The following is a 16,610-nucleotide window of genomic DNA, read 5'->3' as shown; positions in this document are numbered from 1 at the left end:
GCCCACCATCGTGGCGTTGATCAGCAGTACGGCAATCACCGGACCCAGTACTAGCTGGATGAAGACGCCGACCATGTTGAGTGCCAGATTCAGCACGAACATGAGGATCGTCAGCAGCACCGAGAAAACCACCAGTGCCGGGAAGTTGCGCAGGTTCACTGACAGGCTCGCACGCAGGGCAGCCATGCCTCCGCGGTCGCGGAAGACGACCTCGGCCATGGCGACCATGACCAGAAGGATCACCACCGGCGTAATGATGACAACAGCCACCACCCACAACATGAGCCTCAGAACCGGCAGCGCGGAAATCAGCGCAGTCACTTGCTGAGGATTCGGCGGCGCGCCGCTAGCGCTGAGCTCTCGCAGCTTCAGCATCACCTCATTGGTCTGCTGAGCGCCCTCGGGGCCGATCAGTGCAATCAGCAACAAACCACACAACATCGTCACGATCACCGGCACTAGGGACACCACCACGAGCGGGCGCAGGTGACGTAGGCCCACCTGCAGATGCTCAAGGGTCGCGACCCGCCCCTCCGCAACCTCCCGTGCCGCCCAAACCACGCCACTGAAGACGATGCAGGGCACGCCCAGCAAAACGAGATTGGCAGCGAGCGACCCAAGGAAAGACAGCGGAAACGGCAAGGCAGACGCAGCCAGCATCCCGATCAACGCCACTACCAACCCGAAGGCAACTACCAGCAGTCCGGACAGGCTGATCGTGATCAGCGGCACCGGCGCGCGCTTCAGCAGCGCGAAGCCCGCCAGCAGCCATTCCGCGCCGGCACTGGCCGGCACCTTGTTGATCGTCGACATCGGGGATCTCTGGGAGAAGTACAGCAGGAAGGCTCAGCGCGCGTGCAGGCCACGCGCATGGCGGACGAACCGCCGCAATAGTTTGCGGGCTTGCGGCGCCGCCGTCACGCCGCGGGCGATGGTGCCGGGGCAGCGGCCCTCGCTGCGCAGGTGCTCGGCGCGGGCGTGCACGTAGCCGCGCATGTGGTGGGTGGCGAATTCGGGATGGAACTGCACGCCCCAGGCGCGATCGCGCCAGCGGAACGCATGGCAGTCGTCCTGCTCGGACCGGGCCAGCACGGTCGCGCCATCCGGGGGGCGGGCCACGGTCTGTACGTGGGTGGCGTGGGCCGTGAACTTGCGCGGCAGCGCGGCGAAGAGCGGATCGTCCTGTGCCTGCGGGTGCAGGTCGATGTGGACCGTGCCGGATTCGCGCCCGGCCGGGTTGTACGCGACCTCGCCACCCAGCGCATGCGCCAGCAACTGGTGCCCGTAGCAGATACCGAGCAGCGGCAGGCCCTCGTGGGCGGCGTCGCGCAGCCAGTCGGCACTGCGCTCGCTCCAGTCGGCGCGGTCGGTGACCATGGCGGCCGAGCCGCTGACGATGACGCCGGCGAAGCCTTCGCGCGATGGCAGCGCATCGCCGCGCTCCACATTCGCCACCACGGTCTCGTGCGCCTCCAGCCCGGCGGCCACGCGGATCCAGTGCGGGAAGCCGCCATAACGCCGCATCGAGCGCACCGGCTGGCCGGTTTCGACGATGAGGAAAGGGGCTTTCACGGACATATCCACGACGGCGGCGAACGGGCGGAAAACGGCGGAAGGACAAGGGCTTGCCCGTATACTAGCCCGCTTTTCCGCAGTGCACGATAACGCGATGGCCGGACAAACCATTTCACCGGTAACCACCTTCCAGGGCCTGAGTTTCCAGGCGCTGATCCAGACCCTGAACCAGTACTGGGCCGACCAGGGCTGCGTGCTGATCCAGCCGCTGGACCTGGAAGTCGGCGCCGGCACCTTCCATCCCGCCACCTTCCTGCGCGCGCTCGGGCCCGAGCCGTGGAATGCCGCCTACGTACAGCCCAGCCGCCGACCGACCGATGGCCGCTACGGCGAGAACCCCAATCGCCTGCAGCGCTACTACCAGTACCAGGTGGTGATGAAGCCCAACCCCGACAACATCCAGGAGTTGTACCTGGGGTCGCTGAAGGCGCTGGGCATCGATCCGCGCGTGCACGACCTGCGCTTCGTCGAGGACAACTGGGAGTCGCCGACGCTCGGCGCCTGGGGCCTGGGTTGGGAGGTCTGGCTCAACGGCATGGAAGTCACCCAGTTCACCTACTTCCAGCAGGCCGGTGGCCTGGAATGCCGGCCGGTACTGGGCGAGATCACCTACGGTCTCGAGCGCCTCTGCATGTACCTGCAGAACGTCGACAACGTCTACGACCTGGTATGGACGGTCGGCCCGCAGGGCGTGGTGAAGTACGGCGACGTGTACCACCAGAACGAGGTGGAACAGAGCACGTACAACTTCGAGCACGCCGACGTGGAAGAACTGTTCCACCGCTTCGACGCCTGCGAGAACGAAGCGCTGAAGCTGGTCGAGGCCGGCCTGCCGCTGCCCGCCTACGAGCAGGTCTGCAAGGCCAGCCACAGCTTCAACCTGCTGGACGCGCGACGCGCGATCTCGGTCACCGAGCGCCAGCGCTACATCCTGCGCGTGCGCAAGCTGGCGCAGGGGGTGGCCGAGGCTTACTACGCGCAGCGCGAAAAGCTGGGTTTTCCTGGTTTGAAGAAAGAATCCGCTTGAAGTCCCTCTCCCGTCGGGAGAGGGGTTGGGGAGAGGATCCGGCGACATCCGGATGGTTCACCGCCACGGACTCCGCCGCACCCTCATCCGCCCTTCGGGCACCTTCTCCCGCAGGGAGAAGGGAACAACTCAAGGTTGCATGCACATGAGCGAACAAAAACCCCTGCTGATCGAACTGGGTACCGAAGAACTGCCGGTCAAGGCGCTGCCCGGCCTGGCGCAGGCCCTCTTCGATGGCGTGATCGCGGCGCTCGACAAGCGTGGCATCGGCCACGAGCGCGGCGACGCCAAGCCGTTGTACACGCCGCGCCGCCTGGCGGTACTACTGCCGGCCGTGGACGTGGAACAGCCCGAGCAGACATCCGAGGTGCTCGGCCCGTACCTCAACATCGCGCTGGACGCGAACGGGGCACCGACCCGGGCGCTGGAAGGTTTCGCTGCGAAAGCGGGCATCGACTGGACCGCGCTGGAGCGCACCACCGACGGCAAGGGCGAGCGCTTCGTCCATCGTTCGGTGAAGCCGGGCGCGAAGACCGCCGACCTGCTGGCCGACATCGTGCGCGAGGCGCTGGCTGGCATGCCRATTCCCAAGCCGATGCGCTGGGGCGACCACGACTACGCGTTTGCGCGGCCCGTGCACTGGCTGGTGCTGCTGCTGGGCAAGGACGTGGTGGACGCCGAGGTGCTCGGCGTGAAATCCGACCGCATGAGCCGCGGCCATCGCTTCGAACACGACAAGCCGGTCTGGATCGGCCAGCCCGATGATTACGTGGATGCGCTGCGTGGCGCCAAGGTGCTGGTCGATGCCGACGCGCGCCGCGCCCGCATCGTCGATGAAGTTCAGAAAGCCGCGGCGCAGGCCGGCGGCAGCGCGCGCATCACCGACGACAACCTCGAGCAGGTGGTCTGCCTGACCGAGTGGCCGGCCGCGGTGCTGTGCAGTTTCGAATCCGCGTTCCTGGCCGTGCCGCAGGAAGCGCTGATCGAGACGATGGAGATCAACCAGAAGTTCTTCCCGGTGCTCAGCGACGGCGGCAAGCTGACCGAGCATTTCATCGGCATCGCCAACATCGAATCGCAGAATGTCGACGAAGTGCGCAAGGGCTACGAACGCGTGATCCGTCCGCGCTTCAGCGACGCAAAGTTCTTCTTCGATGAGGACCTGAAGCAGGGACTCGTCTCGATGGGCGACGGGCTGAAGACCGTCACCTACCAGGCCAAGCTGGGCAGCGTCGCCGACAAGGTCGCGCGCGTGGCCGCGCTGGCGGAGACGATCGCCGCGCAGGTCGGTGCAGATCCGGAACAGGCTCGCAAGGCGGCGCTGCTGGCGAAGAACGATCTGCAGTCGCGCATGGTCAACGAGTTCCCCGAACTGCAGGGCATCGCGGGCCGTCACTACGCGCTCGCCGCGGGCGAGCCGAAGGAGATCGCGCTGGCCATCGACGAGGCCTACCAGCCGCGTTTCGCCGGCGACGACATCGCGCTGTCGCCGTTGGGCAAGGTGCTGGCGATTGCGGAGCGTCTGGATACGCTGGCAGGTGGTTTCGCGGCGGGGCTGAAGCCGACAGGCAACAAGGATCCGTTTGCGCTGAGGCGGAATGCGCTGGGGTTGGCGCGGACGGTGATCGAAAGTGGGTTCAATCTGGATGTAAAGGCCCTGCTCACGTCAGCAGTGGGCCAGTCCTCGCTCGCGATCGCCGAAACCAGCCCGAAAGATGCCAGCAAGGTCAAGGATCATTTCAAAGGCACCGGGATCTCGGTCGCGGATACGGCAAGTTCCGATCAAGGTTGGGTCGCTTCGCACCTCGGCAAGTTTTTCGCCGAGAAAGGCCAGACACTGCATTTCCTGGAGTCTGGCTCCATCGCCAGCGAGCTCTATGACTTCATCCTCGACCGTCTGCGCAGCTACTACGCCGACAAGGGCGCGCCTGCCGCGCACTTCAACGCGGTCGCCGAACTGAAGCCCGCCTCCCTCTACGACTTCGACACGCGCCTCGACGCCATCGGCACCTTCGCCACGCTACCGGAAGCCGAAGCGCTGGCCGCGGCCAACAAGCGCATCGGCAACATCCTGAAAAAGGCCGACATCGCCATCCCGCACGCGATCGACCGCGCGCTGCTGACCGACCCGGCCGAGAGCGCGCTGGCCGAAGCGGTGGAAGCGGTGCTCGGCGAGACGGACGAAGCCCTGCACCACCACGACTACGTCACCGTGTTGAACCACCTCGCCCGCCTGCGGCCGCAGGTCGATGCGTTCTTCGACAGCGTGATGGTCAACGCCGACGACCCGGCCGTGCGTGCCAATCGCCTGGCCCTGCTGAAGCGCCTGGCTGATCGCTTCCGCGCGGTGGCGGCGATCGAGCATCTGTCGGGCTGACGCTTGTTTCCTTCTCCCCGCATGGCGGGGAGAAGGTGCCCAGCGGGCGGATGAGGGGCAGAGCGCGGTACTTGTACAGGCGCAGCAGTGTCCCTGCTCCGTTCGCCCCTCACCCGCCTTCGGCACCCTCTCCCCGCACGCGGGGCGAGGGATCACTCCACATGCGCGATCAGCGTGGCTTCCCGTGAACCGCGACTCGCGTGACGCCCGCGACCTTTCACCCCGCTTAACCCTCACCGGGTATCCTCCCCGCATGCGTCGATTCCCCCGCCTCGCCACCGTCGCCGTTCTGCTCGCCGCCACCGGTCCCGCCTGGGCTGCGGCCATCGTCGACAAGGTGCAGGTCGAGGGGCTGGACGACGAACTGATGGTCGAGAACATCAACGCCGCGCTGTCGCTCAACGACTCGCTCGGCAATCGCCTCGGCGAATCGCGGCTGGAATACCTGCTGGGCGAAGCCGTCGCCGAAACGCGCGAGGCCCTGGAGCCGTTCGGCTACTACTCGCCCACCATCACCATCGATGCCCCGCGCAGCGAGGCCGCGGAAGACGAGCGCCTGACGGTGGTCGTGCGCGTGCAGCTCGGCGAGCCGGTGCGGGTGCGCAGGCGCGACCTGTCCATCGAAGGCGAAGGCGGCGAAGACCGTTACCTCAAGGAAGACCTGGCCGCCTTCGCGCCGGATGTCGGGGATGTCTTCGACCACACCACCTATGAGGCGAGCAAGCTGGCCATCGTGCGGCGCCTGGCGGACCGCGGTTACTTCGATGCGGACTTCACCCATCGCCGCGTGGAGATCACGCGTGCCGACCACGCCGCCGACATCGCGCTCGGCTGGGTCAGCGGCATCCGCTACGACATGGGGGCGACGACCTTCCACCAAGACAAGTTCGACCCCGGTCTGCTCGACAAGCTGGTGTACTGGGAAGAAGGCAGCTACTTCCACCAGGGCAAGCTGGACCGGCTGCGCGAATCGCTGGTCGGGCTGGACTACTTCTCCAGCATCGACATCCAGGCCAATCCCGACAAGGCCGTCGACGGGCGCGTGCCGATCGACGTGAACCTGGAGCTGGCCAAGCGCGACATCTACACCGCCGGCCTGGCATACGGCACCGAGAGCGGCCCGGGTATCCGGCTGGGGCTGGACCGGCGCTACGTCAACTCGCGCGGGCACAAACTTTCCACGCACCTGGATTACGCGCAGAAGCGCAAGACGCTGCTCACGCAGTACCGCATCCCCGCGTTCAAGTGGCTCGATGGCTGGTACACGGTCGGCCTGCAGGCCAGCGACGAACAGACGGATTACATCGACCTGCGCCATGTCGAGTTCACCGGCAGCCGCAGCGGCCAGGTCAGCGAGGACTGGACGGCAGTGGCCTCGATCCATGCGMTGCGGGAACGCTGGCGCTACGTCGAGGATGATCCGTTGACCGGCCTGCCCGACACCACCGTGCAGTACGCCACGTTCACCTACCCGTCGCTGCGCGCGGACTACACCAATTCGCCGGTCGGTTCGAACCGTCCCGACCAGTTGGCAGGGTCCCTCCTGTTGCGCGGCGGCGTCGACGGCGCGGGCTCGGATGCCAACTTCCTGCAGTTCCACATGCGCGCGCGCTGGTCGCAGCGCTACAAGGCCAACAGCACGCTGATCGTGCGCGGCGAATACGGGCATACCTTCACCAGTTCGCTGGTGGCGATGCCGCCTTCGCTGCGCTTCTTCGCCGGCGGCGACCGCAGCATCCGCGGCTACGCCTGGCGCGAAGTCGGGCCGCGCCGCGGCGACTATGCGCTCGGCGCGAAGAACGTGCTCACCAGCAGCGTTGAATACGAGTTCTATCCGAAGGGCGGTCCTTACGGCGGCGCGGTGTTCGTGGATACCGGCAGTGCGTTCGACGGCACGCGCCCCGACCTCAGCACCGGCATCGGCGTGGGCCTGCGCTGGCGTTCGCCGGTCGGTCCCGTCCGCCTCGACGTGGCGCATGGCCTGAACGACCCGGATTCCAGCTTCCAGATCTACCTCAACATCGGGACCGACCTGTGAGGAAGAAGGCGCTTCCCGACGACCTGACACCGGAAGAGCGCGAAGCGCGCATCGCCGAGTTGCGCGCGCGCCGCAAGGCGCGCATGCGCACGTTGGCGATCCGCAGCGCGATCGGCAGCGGCGTGCTGCTCGTGCTGCTGTGCATCGGCCTGTACTGGCTGTTGCAGACGGTGGCCGGGCGCGACGTGCTGCTGGCGCAGATCCAGGCGCGGCTGCCGGCGGACGCATCGCTGACGTACAAGCAAGTCGATGGCCCCATCGCCGGTCCGCTGACGCTGCGCGGCGTGGATTTCCGCTGGGACACGATCCGCTTCACCGCAGACGAGGTCTATCTGGAACCCGACCTGCGGCCGCTGCTCGGCAAGCGCCTGCGCCTGGACGTGCTGAAGCTGCGCGGCGCGATGCTCGACGTGCCCGAAAGCGATGAACCGTTCGAGCTGCCGCGCTGGCCCGACGTGTTGCCGCAGATCGAGATGCCGCTGGCGATCCAGGCCGACCGCATGGAGATCGACCGCTTCCTGATCCGCCAGAGCGGACAAACGGTCATCGACATTTCGCGCGCAACCGGCGCGATCGACATCGGCAACGGGTACGTGCATGCGCAGAAGCTGGCCATCGCCAGCGACCGCGGCGCATTCGGCGTGCACGGCAGTTACGCACCGCGCGAAGGCTACGCCACCGACCTCACCGCGACGGGAGTGTTCCCTGCGCCATTGGGTCGCACGCCCGCGCGCATCGGCCTGGTGGCACGCGGCGATCGCGCGCGCATGAACGTCGGCGTGTCGGGCGCTGCGCCGGCCCCCGTGCGTGCCACGCTGACGTTGCGTGGCGAGACGAAGCCGACGTGGAACTTCGCGGCGAAGTCCGACGCCCTTGATCTCTCTCTGCTCGGCATGATGGAGGACAGCACCCCCGTGTCGTTCGACCTGGTCGCGAAGGGCGCCGGGGGTGCCGCCGACCTGCAGGGCACGTTGCGGCAGGGCGACATCGCGGTCGTCATCGAACCCTCGCACGCGCGCATCGACGGCGAAGTGCTGACCGTGGAGCCGCTGGCGATCCGCGCGTTCGACGGCTATGCCTCGCTGCGCGGCCGCGCCGATTTCACCGCGCCGGAGAATCCCGGATTCCGATTCGCCGTCAACGCGCGCAGCCTGCGCTGGGGTACGGAAGCGGACAGCATGATCGGCGCCGAAGGCGACTTCGGCCTGGCCGGCAAGCTGGACGCTTGGGCCGCCATCGGCAAGGCCACGCTGACGCGCGGCGATGAACGCGCGCTGCTGGAATTCGATGGCCGCGGCAATGCCGAGCGCGTGCAGCTGGAAACGCTGCGCGCCACCATGCCGACCRGCACGCTCGATGCGACCGGCACGGTCGGCTGGGCGCCGGTGCTGGATTGGGACGTGAAGGCGACGCTGGCCGGGTTCGATCCCGGCTATTTCGCAGCAGGATGGACCGGCAACGTCTCCGGCAACCTCGCATCGAAGGGGCGTCAGCGCGAGGATGGCCTGTTCCAGGGCGCGCTGGACATACCGAAGCTGAGCGGTCGCCTGCGCGACCGGCCGCTGGATGCACGCGGCACATTCGCGCTCGACGGCAACAACGGCGAAGGCGATCTGGCCTTGTCGCTCGGCGGCAGCCGCGTCACCGCGAAAGGCAAGGTGGGCGATACGCTGGCCATCGACGCCGCGTTCCGCCCGTTCAACCTCGCGGACCTGCTGCCCGAGGCCAGCGGCACGCTCGCCGGCACGGTCAGCCTCACCGGCGCGCGCAATGCGCCGAACATCGATGCCGACCTCGGTGGCGAGAACCTGCGCTGGAACGACTGGAGTGCGGGCACGCTCAGCCTGCGCGGGCGCCTGCCCTGGCGCAGTGGCAGCGGCAACCTGGCGCTGCAGGGCAGCGCGGTGGACGTGGGCGCCGTACTGGACACCGTCGCTCTCAACGCCCGTGGCGCCGTGGAAGACCTGCGCTTCGATGGCGACGCGCGCAACGCGATGGGCGCCGTCGCGCTGTCCGGCACCGCGCAGAAACGCGGCGCCCACTGGCAGGGCACGCTCGACGCGTTGCGCATCGCGCCGTCGAAGGGCAACCCATGGACCTTGCGGCAACCGGCACGCTTCGCGCAGAACGGCGCCAACTGGACGCTGTCCGAGAGCTGCCTCGGCTCCGACATCGGGGGCGAACTGTGCGCCAGCGCAAACTGGCCGCGCCAGGGGCTGGCCGTGCGTGGCGAAGCGCTGTCGCTCGCACTGGTGCAGCCGTGGCTGCCGCCGGCCGATGGTCGTCCGCTGACGCTGCGCGGTGAGTTCACCCTCGATGCCACGCTCCGCCCCGCCGGCAACGCCTGGCAGGGCGAAGTGCACCTCGCGTCGCTGGATGGCGGCCTGAAGATGGGCACCACCGCGCGCGGCGAGATCATCCGCTACGACAACTTCACCCTCGACGTGGACTTCACCCCGCAACGCATCCAGGGCCGGCTGGGCACCGGCTTCAAGGGCGACGGTTACGTGGATGCGACGTTCAACACCGGCTGGGACGCATTCGCGCCGCTGAAGGGCGACCTGTACTTCCACAACTCGCGCCTGTTCTGGATGGAGTTGTTCTCGCCGGACCTGGTACGCCCGCGTGGCAAGTTGGCTGGGCATATCGGCGTGGCGGGCACGCGCGGACGACCGCTGCTGAGCGGCGAAGCGACGCTGACCGAATTCACCGGCGAACTTCCCGCGCTGGGCGTGTCGCTGACCGACGGTGGCGCGGAGCTGGTCGCACTGTCCGACGGCAGCGCGCGCATCGACGGAAGCATGAAGACCGTGTCGTCCACCGGCGGCACCGGCACCGGCGGCATCCTCAACGTGTCGGGCACGCTGGGCTGGAACAACGACACCACGCCACTGCAGTTCCAGGTGCGCGGCGACAACGTGCTGGTCGCCGACACCACCGACCTGCGCGCGGTGGCGTCGCCGAACATCCAGGTGGGCTTCGCCGACAACACCATCCAGGTCCGCGGCGAGGTAGGTATCCCGTCGGCGACCATCGATGTCGAAAAACTGGACGACGGTGTGTCTGCCTCGGAAGACGTCGTGATCCTGGACCCCGTCGATCCCGAGCGCGCACCCAGTTCGCGCCTCGACCTGGACCTGTCGCTGAAGGTCGGTGACGAGGTCAGGTTGAAGGGCTATGGGCTGGAAGGCACGCTGGCCGGCACGCTGCACGTGCGCTCGCAGCCGGGCCGCGAAATGCTGGCGACCGGCCGGCTCGATGTGGACGGCCGCTACGAGGCGTACGGGCAGAAGCTGCGCATCACCCGCGGCGAACTGACGTGGAGCAACAACGCCGTCTCCGATCCGCGCATCAACATCCGCGCCGAACGCGACGTCGTCAGCGCCAGCGTCACCGCCGGTATCGACGTGACCGGCCGTGCCAGCCAGCCGCGTGCGCGCGTGTGGTCCAACCCGGCGATGTCCGAGTCCGAAGCACTCGCCTACCTGGTGCTGGGCCGCTCGCTCAACACGGCGAGCAGCGACGAAAGCCAGCGCATCAACGCGGCTTCGTCCGCACTGGGCGCGGGCGCAGGATTGCTCGCGTCGCAATTGGGCGCGAAGATCGGGTTGGACGATGCGGGGGTGCTGGAATCGCGCACGCTGGGCGGCTCCGTGTTCGGCGTGGGCAAGTACCTCTCACCCAAGCTGTACGTCAGCTATGGGGTCTCGATGATCGGTTCCGGATCGGCGGTGACGCTGAAGTATTTGCTGCGCAAGGGGTTCGACGTGGAAATCGAATCCAGCACCATCGAGACGCGCGGCTCGATCAACTGGCGCAAGGAAAAGTAGGCGTGCTGCCGTCGCTGACGGCACGACGCCTGCACGCGCAAGGCATAACGATGCCCCTTGCCGCGTCGCCTGCCAATGTCGTCCGCCACATGGGCGCGCTGCAGGCGCAGGACTACCATGCTGCGCTGTGGGCCATCGGACTGCGGACGGAAGCGGCGACGCGGGCACAGGTGGAGGATGCGATCACGCGCGGCGAGATCGTGCGCACCTGGCCGATGCGTGGCACGCTGCACCTGCTGGCACGCGAGGACGTGCGATGGATGGTGGCGCTGCTCGCACCGCGCGTGCAGGCGGCGCATGCCGCGCGCATCGCGCGCGACCTGGGTCTCGACGCGGCCACGCTGGCGACCGGGCGGCGCGTCATCGAGCGTGCGCTGGCCGAGGGCGCACCGGTCCCGCGCGCCGACCTGTATGCCCGGCTCGACGCCGCCGGCATCGCCAGCTCCGGTCAGCGCGGCCTCCACCTGCTGAACTGGCTGGCGCATGAGAGCGTGATCTGCCAAGGACCACGCCAGGRCAGACAGCCGACCTTCGTGCTGATGGAGGCGTGGGTGCCACCAGACGCGCCGCTGGACCGCGACGAAGCCCTGCACCGGCTGGCGCTGCGCTACCTGCAGGGCCATGGGCCCGCCACCGCCGCCGACCTCGCCTGGTGGGCGGGACTGACGCAGAAGGATGCGGTGCACGCGCTGGCGCTCGCCAGCGCAGAGACCGAACGGGAAGCGCGCGACGGCACCACCTGGTGGTGGCGTACCGGCGCACCGGCTGCGCCGCGGTCGCGCACGATCCACCTGCTGCCCGCCTTCGATGAATACCTGATCGGCTATCGCGACCGCACGCCGGTGCTGGACGCCGCGCATGCGCGCCGCGTGATCGGACTCAATGGACTGGTCGCGGCCACCGTCATCGCCGGCGGCCGGGTGGCGGCGACCTGGAAGCGCGGCAACGGCAACGACGACGAGGTCGTGCTCGATCCGCTGCGCGCACTCGCCGATGCCGAACATGCCGGCATCCGCCGCGCGGCGACGCGCTGGCGTCGCTTTCTCGGCGACGCTCGCTGACGGCACGGCACGCGCCTTCATTGCCGCAGCGGCGCAGGCCCGATATCGTCGCGGTCTCTCCGTTGGATGCTGACGATGCGCCGCCGACTTTCTACCTCCGTCCTCGCCCTGGGCGTCGCCCTGTCCCTGCCCGCCGAGGCCGACGAGGGCATGTGGATGCCCTCGCAACTGCCGCAGCTGGCCAAGACACTGCGCGACGCCGGTTTCACGGGCGATCTGAAGACGCTGGCGGACGTCACCGCCGCGCCGCTCAGTGCCGTGGTGCGCGCGGGTGGCGGGACGGGCGCGTTCGTGTCACGGGATGGCCTGCTGCTGACCAACCACCACGTTGCCTTCGGCGTGATCCAGTACAACAGCAAGCCTGGGCAGAATCTGATCGATGACGGCTTCATCGCAGCCGACCCTGCCGGCGAACTGCCCGCGAATCCCGACTTCCGCGTGTGGGTGACGGTGGGTTACGACAAGGTTACCGATACGGTGCTGAAGGACACCGCCGGCAAGACCGGGCGCGACTACTTCGATGCCGTGGACCGCGCAAGCAAGGCGATCGTGGCTGAGTGCGAGGCCGCCGGCGGCGTGCGCTGCAGCGTCGCCAACATGTACCACGGCACCGACTTCTACCGCATCACCCAACTGGAACTGCGCGACATCCGCCTGGCCTACGCGCCGCCCCGCGCGATCGGCAACTACGGCGACGAGATCGACAATTTCATGTGGCCGCGCCACACCGGCGACTTCACCCTGCTGCGCGCTTACGTGGGCAAGGACGGCAAGCCGGCCGCCTACAGCCCGGACAACGTGCCCTATCGCGCGCCCGCACACCTGTCGCTGGCCAAGGATGGGCCGAAGGCCGGCGACTACGCCATGCTCGCCGGCTATCCGGGCGTCACCTACCGGCACCGTACCGCGGCCGAGTTCGACGAACAGATCAACTGGACCCTGCCCTCACGCGTGGCCGTGTTCGACCAGCTCATCGCCGTAATCGAAGCGGCTGGCAGGCAGGATGCCGACGCGAAGACGCGCTATGCGGCGCAGCTGCAGTCGCTGAAGAACAACCGCAAGCGCGCTGCCGGCGAACTGGAAGGCCTGCGCCGCAGCGATGCCGTGCGCGTTCGTGCCGAGGACGAGCGCGGCATGCTGGCGACCGACGCGGCAGCGAAGGAACGGTCGGACATCGATGCGCTTGCCGCCTCGATCGCCGGCGGATCGGCGGTGCGCGAGCGCGAGCTGCTGTTGGCGCTGTTCGGTTCGCAGTCGCAACTGATGCGCAGCGCGATCACGCTGGAGCGCTTGCGGCTGGAATCGTCCAAGCCGGACGCCGAGCGAGAGAGCGGCTACCAGGCGCGCGACCATGCGTTGATCGAAGGCGTCCTGAAGCAGGTGCAACGCCGGTATTCGCCTGACGTGGAGAAGGCGCTGCTGACGGTGCTGTTGACGCGCTACCAGCAGTTGCCGGACGCGCAGCGCCTGCCGGGCTTCGATGCGGCCTTCGGCCGCACGCCTGCTGCGCTCAAGAAGGCATTGGATGTGCTGTATGCGGGAACGAAGCTCGGCGACGAGGCCGAGCGCCTGTCGCGCTTCGCAGCGGCGCGCGAAGGCAAAGCGCTGGCCGCCGATCCCCTGATCGACCTGGCAACGGCGCTGGTACCGGTGCAGTTGGCGCTGGAGCAGGAACGCAAGACGCGTGAAGGCGAGCAGCTGCGGCTGCGCCCGGCCTACATGCGCGCGCTGTTCGCTTGGCGCAAGCAGCAGGGACGCGCCCTGTATCCGGACGCCAACGGCACGCTGCGGGTCAGCTTCGGCAAGGTCGACGGCTTCTCGCCGCGCGACGGCGTGCAGTACACGCCGGTGACCACGGTGGCCGGCATCGTCGAGAAGAACACCGGCCAGGTGCCGTTCGACGCGCCGAAGCCGCTGCTCGATGCGATCGCCAAAGGGGATTTCGCCGGCACCGAAGATCCCGCGCTGAAGACGCAGACAGTCAACTTCCTCACCAACCTGGACACGACCGGCGGCAACTCCGGTTCGCCCGTGCTCAACGCGCGCGGTGAACTGATCGGCCTGAACTTCGACAGCAACTGGGAATCCGTCAGCGCCAGCTGGATGTTCGACCCGCACTACAAGCGCGCGGTGCACGTGGACATGCGCTACCTGCGCTGGCTGATGGGCAAGGTCTATCCGGCGCCGCACCTGCTGAAGGAAATGGGCGCACCGTGACGCCCGACGACGATCCGCGCCCGGTCGAACCCGAACCGCCGCTGCCCAGCGACTGCTGCAACAGCGGCTGCCCGATCTGCGTGCATGACCTCTATGCGGAGCAGTTGCAGCTCTACCGGCAGCAGTTGGCGGCGTGGAAGGAACGGCATCCCGAAGAACCCCCTGCAGGAGCGACGTAAGTCGCGACCGCACGCCTTCCCGCGTGCAAGGCTCGCCCTCCTGCATGGATGGTGCGTCGTCACTGAAAATCCACGGTCGCGACTTGCGTCGCTCCTACAACAGCCGAGCGGCACCTATGCCACGCGCGTGCGCCGCGCGCGCTCCAGGTGCACCAGCAACAGCGAGATGGCGGCCGGTGTCATGCCGGGGATGCGCTGCGCTTGGCCGACGGTCTCCGGCTGGACGCGCTCGAGCTTCTGCTGCACTTCCGCCGACAGGCCCCGCACGCTGGCGAAATCGAAGCCGGCCGGGATGGGCGTGGACTCGTTACGCTGCTGGCGCTCGATCTCGTCGCGCTGGCGGTCCAGGTAACCGGCGTACTTCACGCCGATCTCCACCTGCTCGGCGACCTGCGCATCGTCAACGCCGGGGCCGATCGAGGGCACGGCGACGAGCTTGGCGTAGTCCAGTTCCGGGCGCTTGATCAGGTCGAGCACGTTGGTCTCGCGGCTGACCTGCACGCCGAGGGTATCGGCCACTTCGCGGCCCAGGGCATTGCCGGGCGTGGCCCACAGCGCGCGCAGGCGGCCGGTCTCGCGGGCGATGGCCTCGCGCTTGGCGTCGAAGCGCTGCCAGCGCGCGTCATCAACCAGGCCCAGCGCGCGGCCGGTTTCGGTCAGGCGCAGATCGGCGTTGTCCTCGCGCAGCTGCAACCGGTACTCGGCGCGACTGGTGAACATGCGGTACGGCTCCTTCGTGCCGTGCGTGATCAGGTCGTCGACCAGCACGCCGAGATAGGCCTCGTCGCGACGTGGCGACCACGCCTCTTTCTGCTGCGCGAAGCGCGCGGCGTTGAGGCCGGCGAGCAGGCCTTGCGCAGCAGCTTCCTCGTATCCCGTGGTGCCGTTGATCTGGCCGGCGAAGAACAGGCCGGCGACCGCCTTGGTCTCCAGCGACGCCTTCAATCCGCGCGGATCGAARWAGTCGTACTCGATGGCGTAGCCCGGACGCGTGATGTGCGCGTTCTCCATGCCACGGATGCTGCGCACGAGCGCGAGCTGGACGTCGAACGGCAATGATGTCGAGATGCCATTGGGGTAGATCTCCGCGACATCGAGGCCTTCCGGTTCGACGAAGATCTGGTGGCTGGCCTTCTCGGCGAAACGCACTACCTTGTCTTCGATCGACGGGCAGTAGCGCGGCCCGATACCTTCGATCTGGCCCGAGTACATCGGCGAGCGATGCAGCGAGCCGCGGATGATCTCGTGGGTCTGCTCGCTGGTATGCGTGATCCAGCACGACACCTGCCGCGGATGGTCGGACACGTCGCCCATGAACGACATCACCGGCAACGGATCATCGCCGGGCTGCTCCTCCATCACCGAATAGTCGAGCGAACGGCCGTCGATGCGCGGCGGCGTGCCCGTCTTCAGGCGATCGACCACGAAGGCGCCTTCGCGCAGGCGCTGCGCCAGTGCGGTGGCGGGTGGGTCGCCGGCGCGACCGGCGGCGTACTGGGTTTCGCCGACATGGATCTTGCCGGCGAGGAAGGTGCCGGCAGTCAGCACCACGGCGGGTGCGTGGAACGTCAGGCCGGTCTGGGTGACGGCGCCGCGCACCTTGTTGTTCTCGATGACCAGATCATCCACGGCCGCTTGGAACAGGGTGAGGTTCGCCTGCGCTTCGACCGCGCGGCGGATCGCGCTGCGGTACAGCGCGCGGTCGGCCTGGCAGCGCGTGGCGCGCACGGCCGGGCCTTTCGATGCATTGAGGGTGCGCCACTGGATGCCGGCACGGTCGGCCGCCCACGCCATCACGCCACCCAGCGCATCGATCTCCTTGACCAGATGGCCCTTGCCGATGCCGCCGATGGCCGGGTTGCAGCTCATGGCGCCGACGGTTTCCACGTTGTGCGTCAGCAGCAGCGTGCGTGCGCCCGCGCGAGCGGAGGCRAGCGCGGCCTCGGTGCCGGCATGGCCGCCGCCGATGATGATGACGTCGTAGTGGTGGAAGCGCTGGGTCATGGGGTCGGTCAGGGGACGGCGCCGGGAAAGCCCGGGATCGGTGGAAGCGCGTCGTGCGCAGGGCGGGAAGTTGGCACGCTTCCTGCTGTATCCCCCTGCACCCGTCGTGGCAAGCGACCAGGGGCGCCGGGCTGGTAATTGGAACAGGGGCCAGCCATGCGCACGCCGGGGATGCCGAGGGGCCGGTAGTCGGGGGACTGCCGGCCCCTTTTTTGTGCGCGCAGGATACCAGAGCAAGAAAAAAGCCCGGCATGACCGGGCTTCTTGTTAGGCGCCGACGCCCGATGGGGCCGGAACAGGGG

General features: G+C 68.0%; 10 protein-coding genes. 7 read left to right on the top strand and 3 right to left on the bottom strand.

The features are described from left to right. Positions 1-813 (bottom strand): BPSS1780 family membrane protein (locus tag AC04L7_RS02110; protein WP_475512454.1); only part of this gene is annotated, 813 nt, incomplete at its 3' end. A 33-nt stretch (positions 814-846) separates the two neighbouring features. Further along, positions 847-1,578: a glutamine amidotransferase gene (locus tag AC04L7_RS02105; protein ID WP_296281636.1), complete on the bottom strand. Its 732-nt coding sequence runs from the start codon at positions 1,576-1,578 to the stop codon at positions 847-849. A gap of 91 nt (positions 1,579-1,669) precedes the next feature. Between AC04L7_RS02105 and glyQ the strand changes: the two genes are divergently transcribed. From glyQ to AC04L7_RS02070, 7 genes are all read left to right on the top strand, one after another. After that, positions 1,670-2,602: a glycine--tRNA ligase subunit alpha gene (glyQ, locus tag AC04L7_RS02100; protein WP_299345350.1), complete on the top strand. Its 933-nt coding sequence runs from the start codon at positions 1,670-1,672 to the stop codon at positions 2,600-2,602. Between the two features lie 145 nt (positions 2,603-2,747). Then, positions 2,748-4,979, top strand: a complete 2,232-nt coding sequence (glyS, locus tag AC04L7_RS02095; RefSeq protein ID WP_436000777.1) for a glycine--tRNA ligase subunit beta — start codon at positions 2,748-2,750, stop codon at positions 4,977-4,979. Positions 4,980-5,232: 253 nt separating this feature from the next. Then, on the top strand, positions 5,233-7,017 hold the full coding sequence (locus AC04L7_RS02090) for an autotransporter assembly complex protein TamA (protein ID WP_475512453.1): 1,785 nt from the start codon (positions 5,233-5,235) through the stop codon (positions 7,015-7,017). Continuing rightward, on the top strand, positions 7,014-10,847 hold the full coding sequence (locus AC04L7_RS02085; RefSeq protein WP_475512452.1) for a translocation/assembly module TamB domain-containing protein: 3,834 nt from the start codon (positions 7,014-7,016) through the stop codon (positions 10,845-10,847). The genes AC04L7_RS02090 and AC04L7_RS02085 overlap by 4 nt, the downstream gene beginning before the upstream one ends. A gap of 50 nt (positions 10,848-10,897) precedes the next feature. Then, positions 10,898-11,908: a winged helix DNA-binding domain-containing protein gene (locus AC04L7_RS02080; protein ID WP_475512451.1), complete on the top strand. Its 1,011-nt coding sequence runs from the start codon at positions 10,898-10,900 to the stop codon at positions 11,906-11,908. Positions 11,909-11,983: 75 nt separating this feature from the next. After that, entirely contained in the window at positions 11,984-14,125 is a 2,142-nt protein-coding gene (locus tag AC04L7_RS02075) for a S46 family peptidase (RefSeq protein ID WP_436000785.1), read from the top strand. Then, a complete protein-coding gene (locus AC04L7_RS02070; RefSeq protein WP_436000787.1) occupies positions 14,122-14,304 on the top strand; it encodes an oxidoreductase-like domain-containing protein in 183 nt (60 codons plus the stop codon). Before AC04L7_RS02075 ends, AC04L7_RS02070 begins: the two co-directional genes overlap by 4 nt. A gap of 114 nt (positions 14,305-14,418) precedes the next feature. Here the strand turns inward: AC04L7_RS02070 and mnmG are convergent, their stop codons facing one another. Next, positions 14,419-16,308: a tRNA uridine-5-carboxymethylaminomethyl(34) synthesis enzyme MnmG gene (gene mnmG, locus AC04L7_RS02065; protein WP_475512450.1), complete on the bottom strand. Its 1,890-nt coding sequence runs from the start codon at positions 16,306-16,308 to the stop codon at positions 14,419-14,421. Between the last annotated feature and the right edge of the window lie 302 nt (positions 16,309-16,610).

It is taken from the genome of Pseudoxanthomonas sp. LjRoot204_2, from assembly GCF_056175765.1.
This window is presented reverse-complemented; position numbering and strand designations above follow the sequence as displayed.

What these genes read in the sequence shown, in the direction of transcription:
- AC04L7_RS02105 (WP_296281636.1), bottom strand. Translation starts at nt 1,578, where the DNA reads ATGTCCGTGAAAGCCCCTTTCCTCATCGTCGAAACCGGCCAGCCGGTG.
- glyQ (WP_299345350.1), top strand. Translation starts at nt 1,670, where the DNA reads ATGGCCGGACAAACCATTTCACCGGTAACCACCTTCCAGGGCCTGAGT.
- AC04L7_RS02075 (WP_436000785.1), top strand. Translation starts at nt 11,984, where the DNA reads ATGCGCCGCCGACTTTCTACCTCCGTCCTCGCCCTGGGCGTCGCCCTG.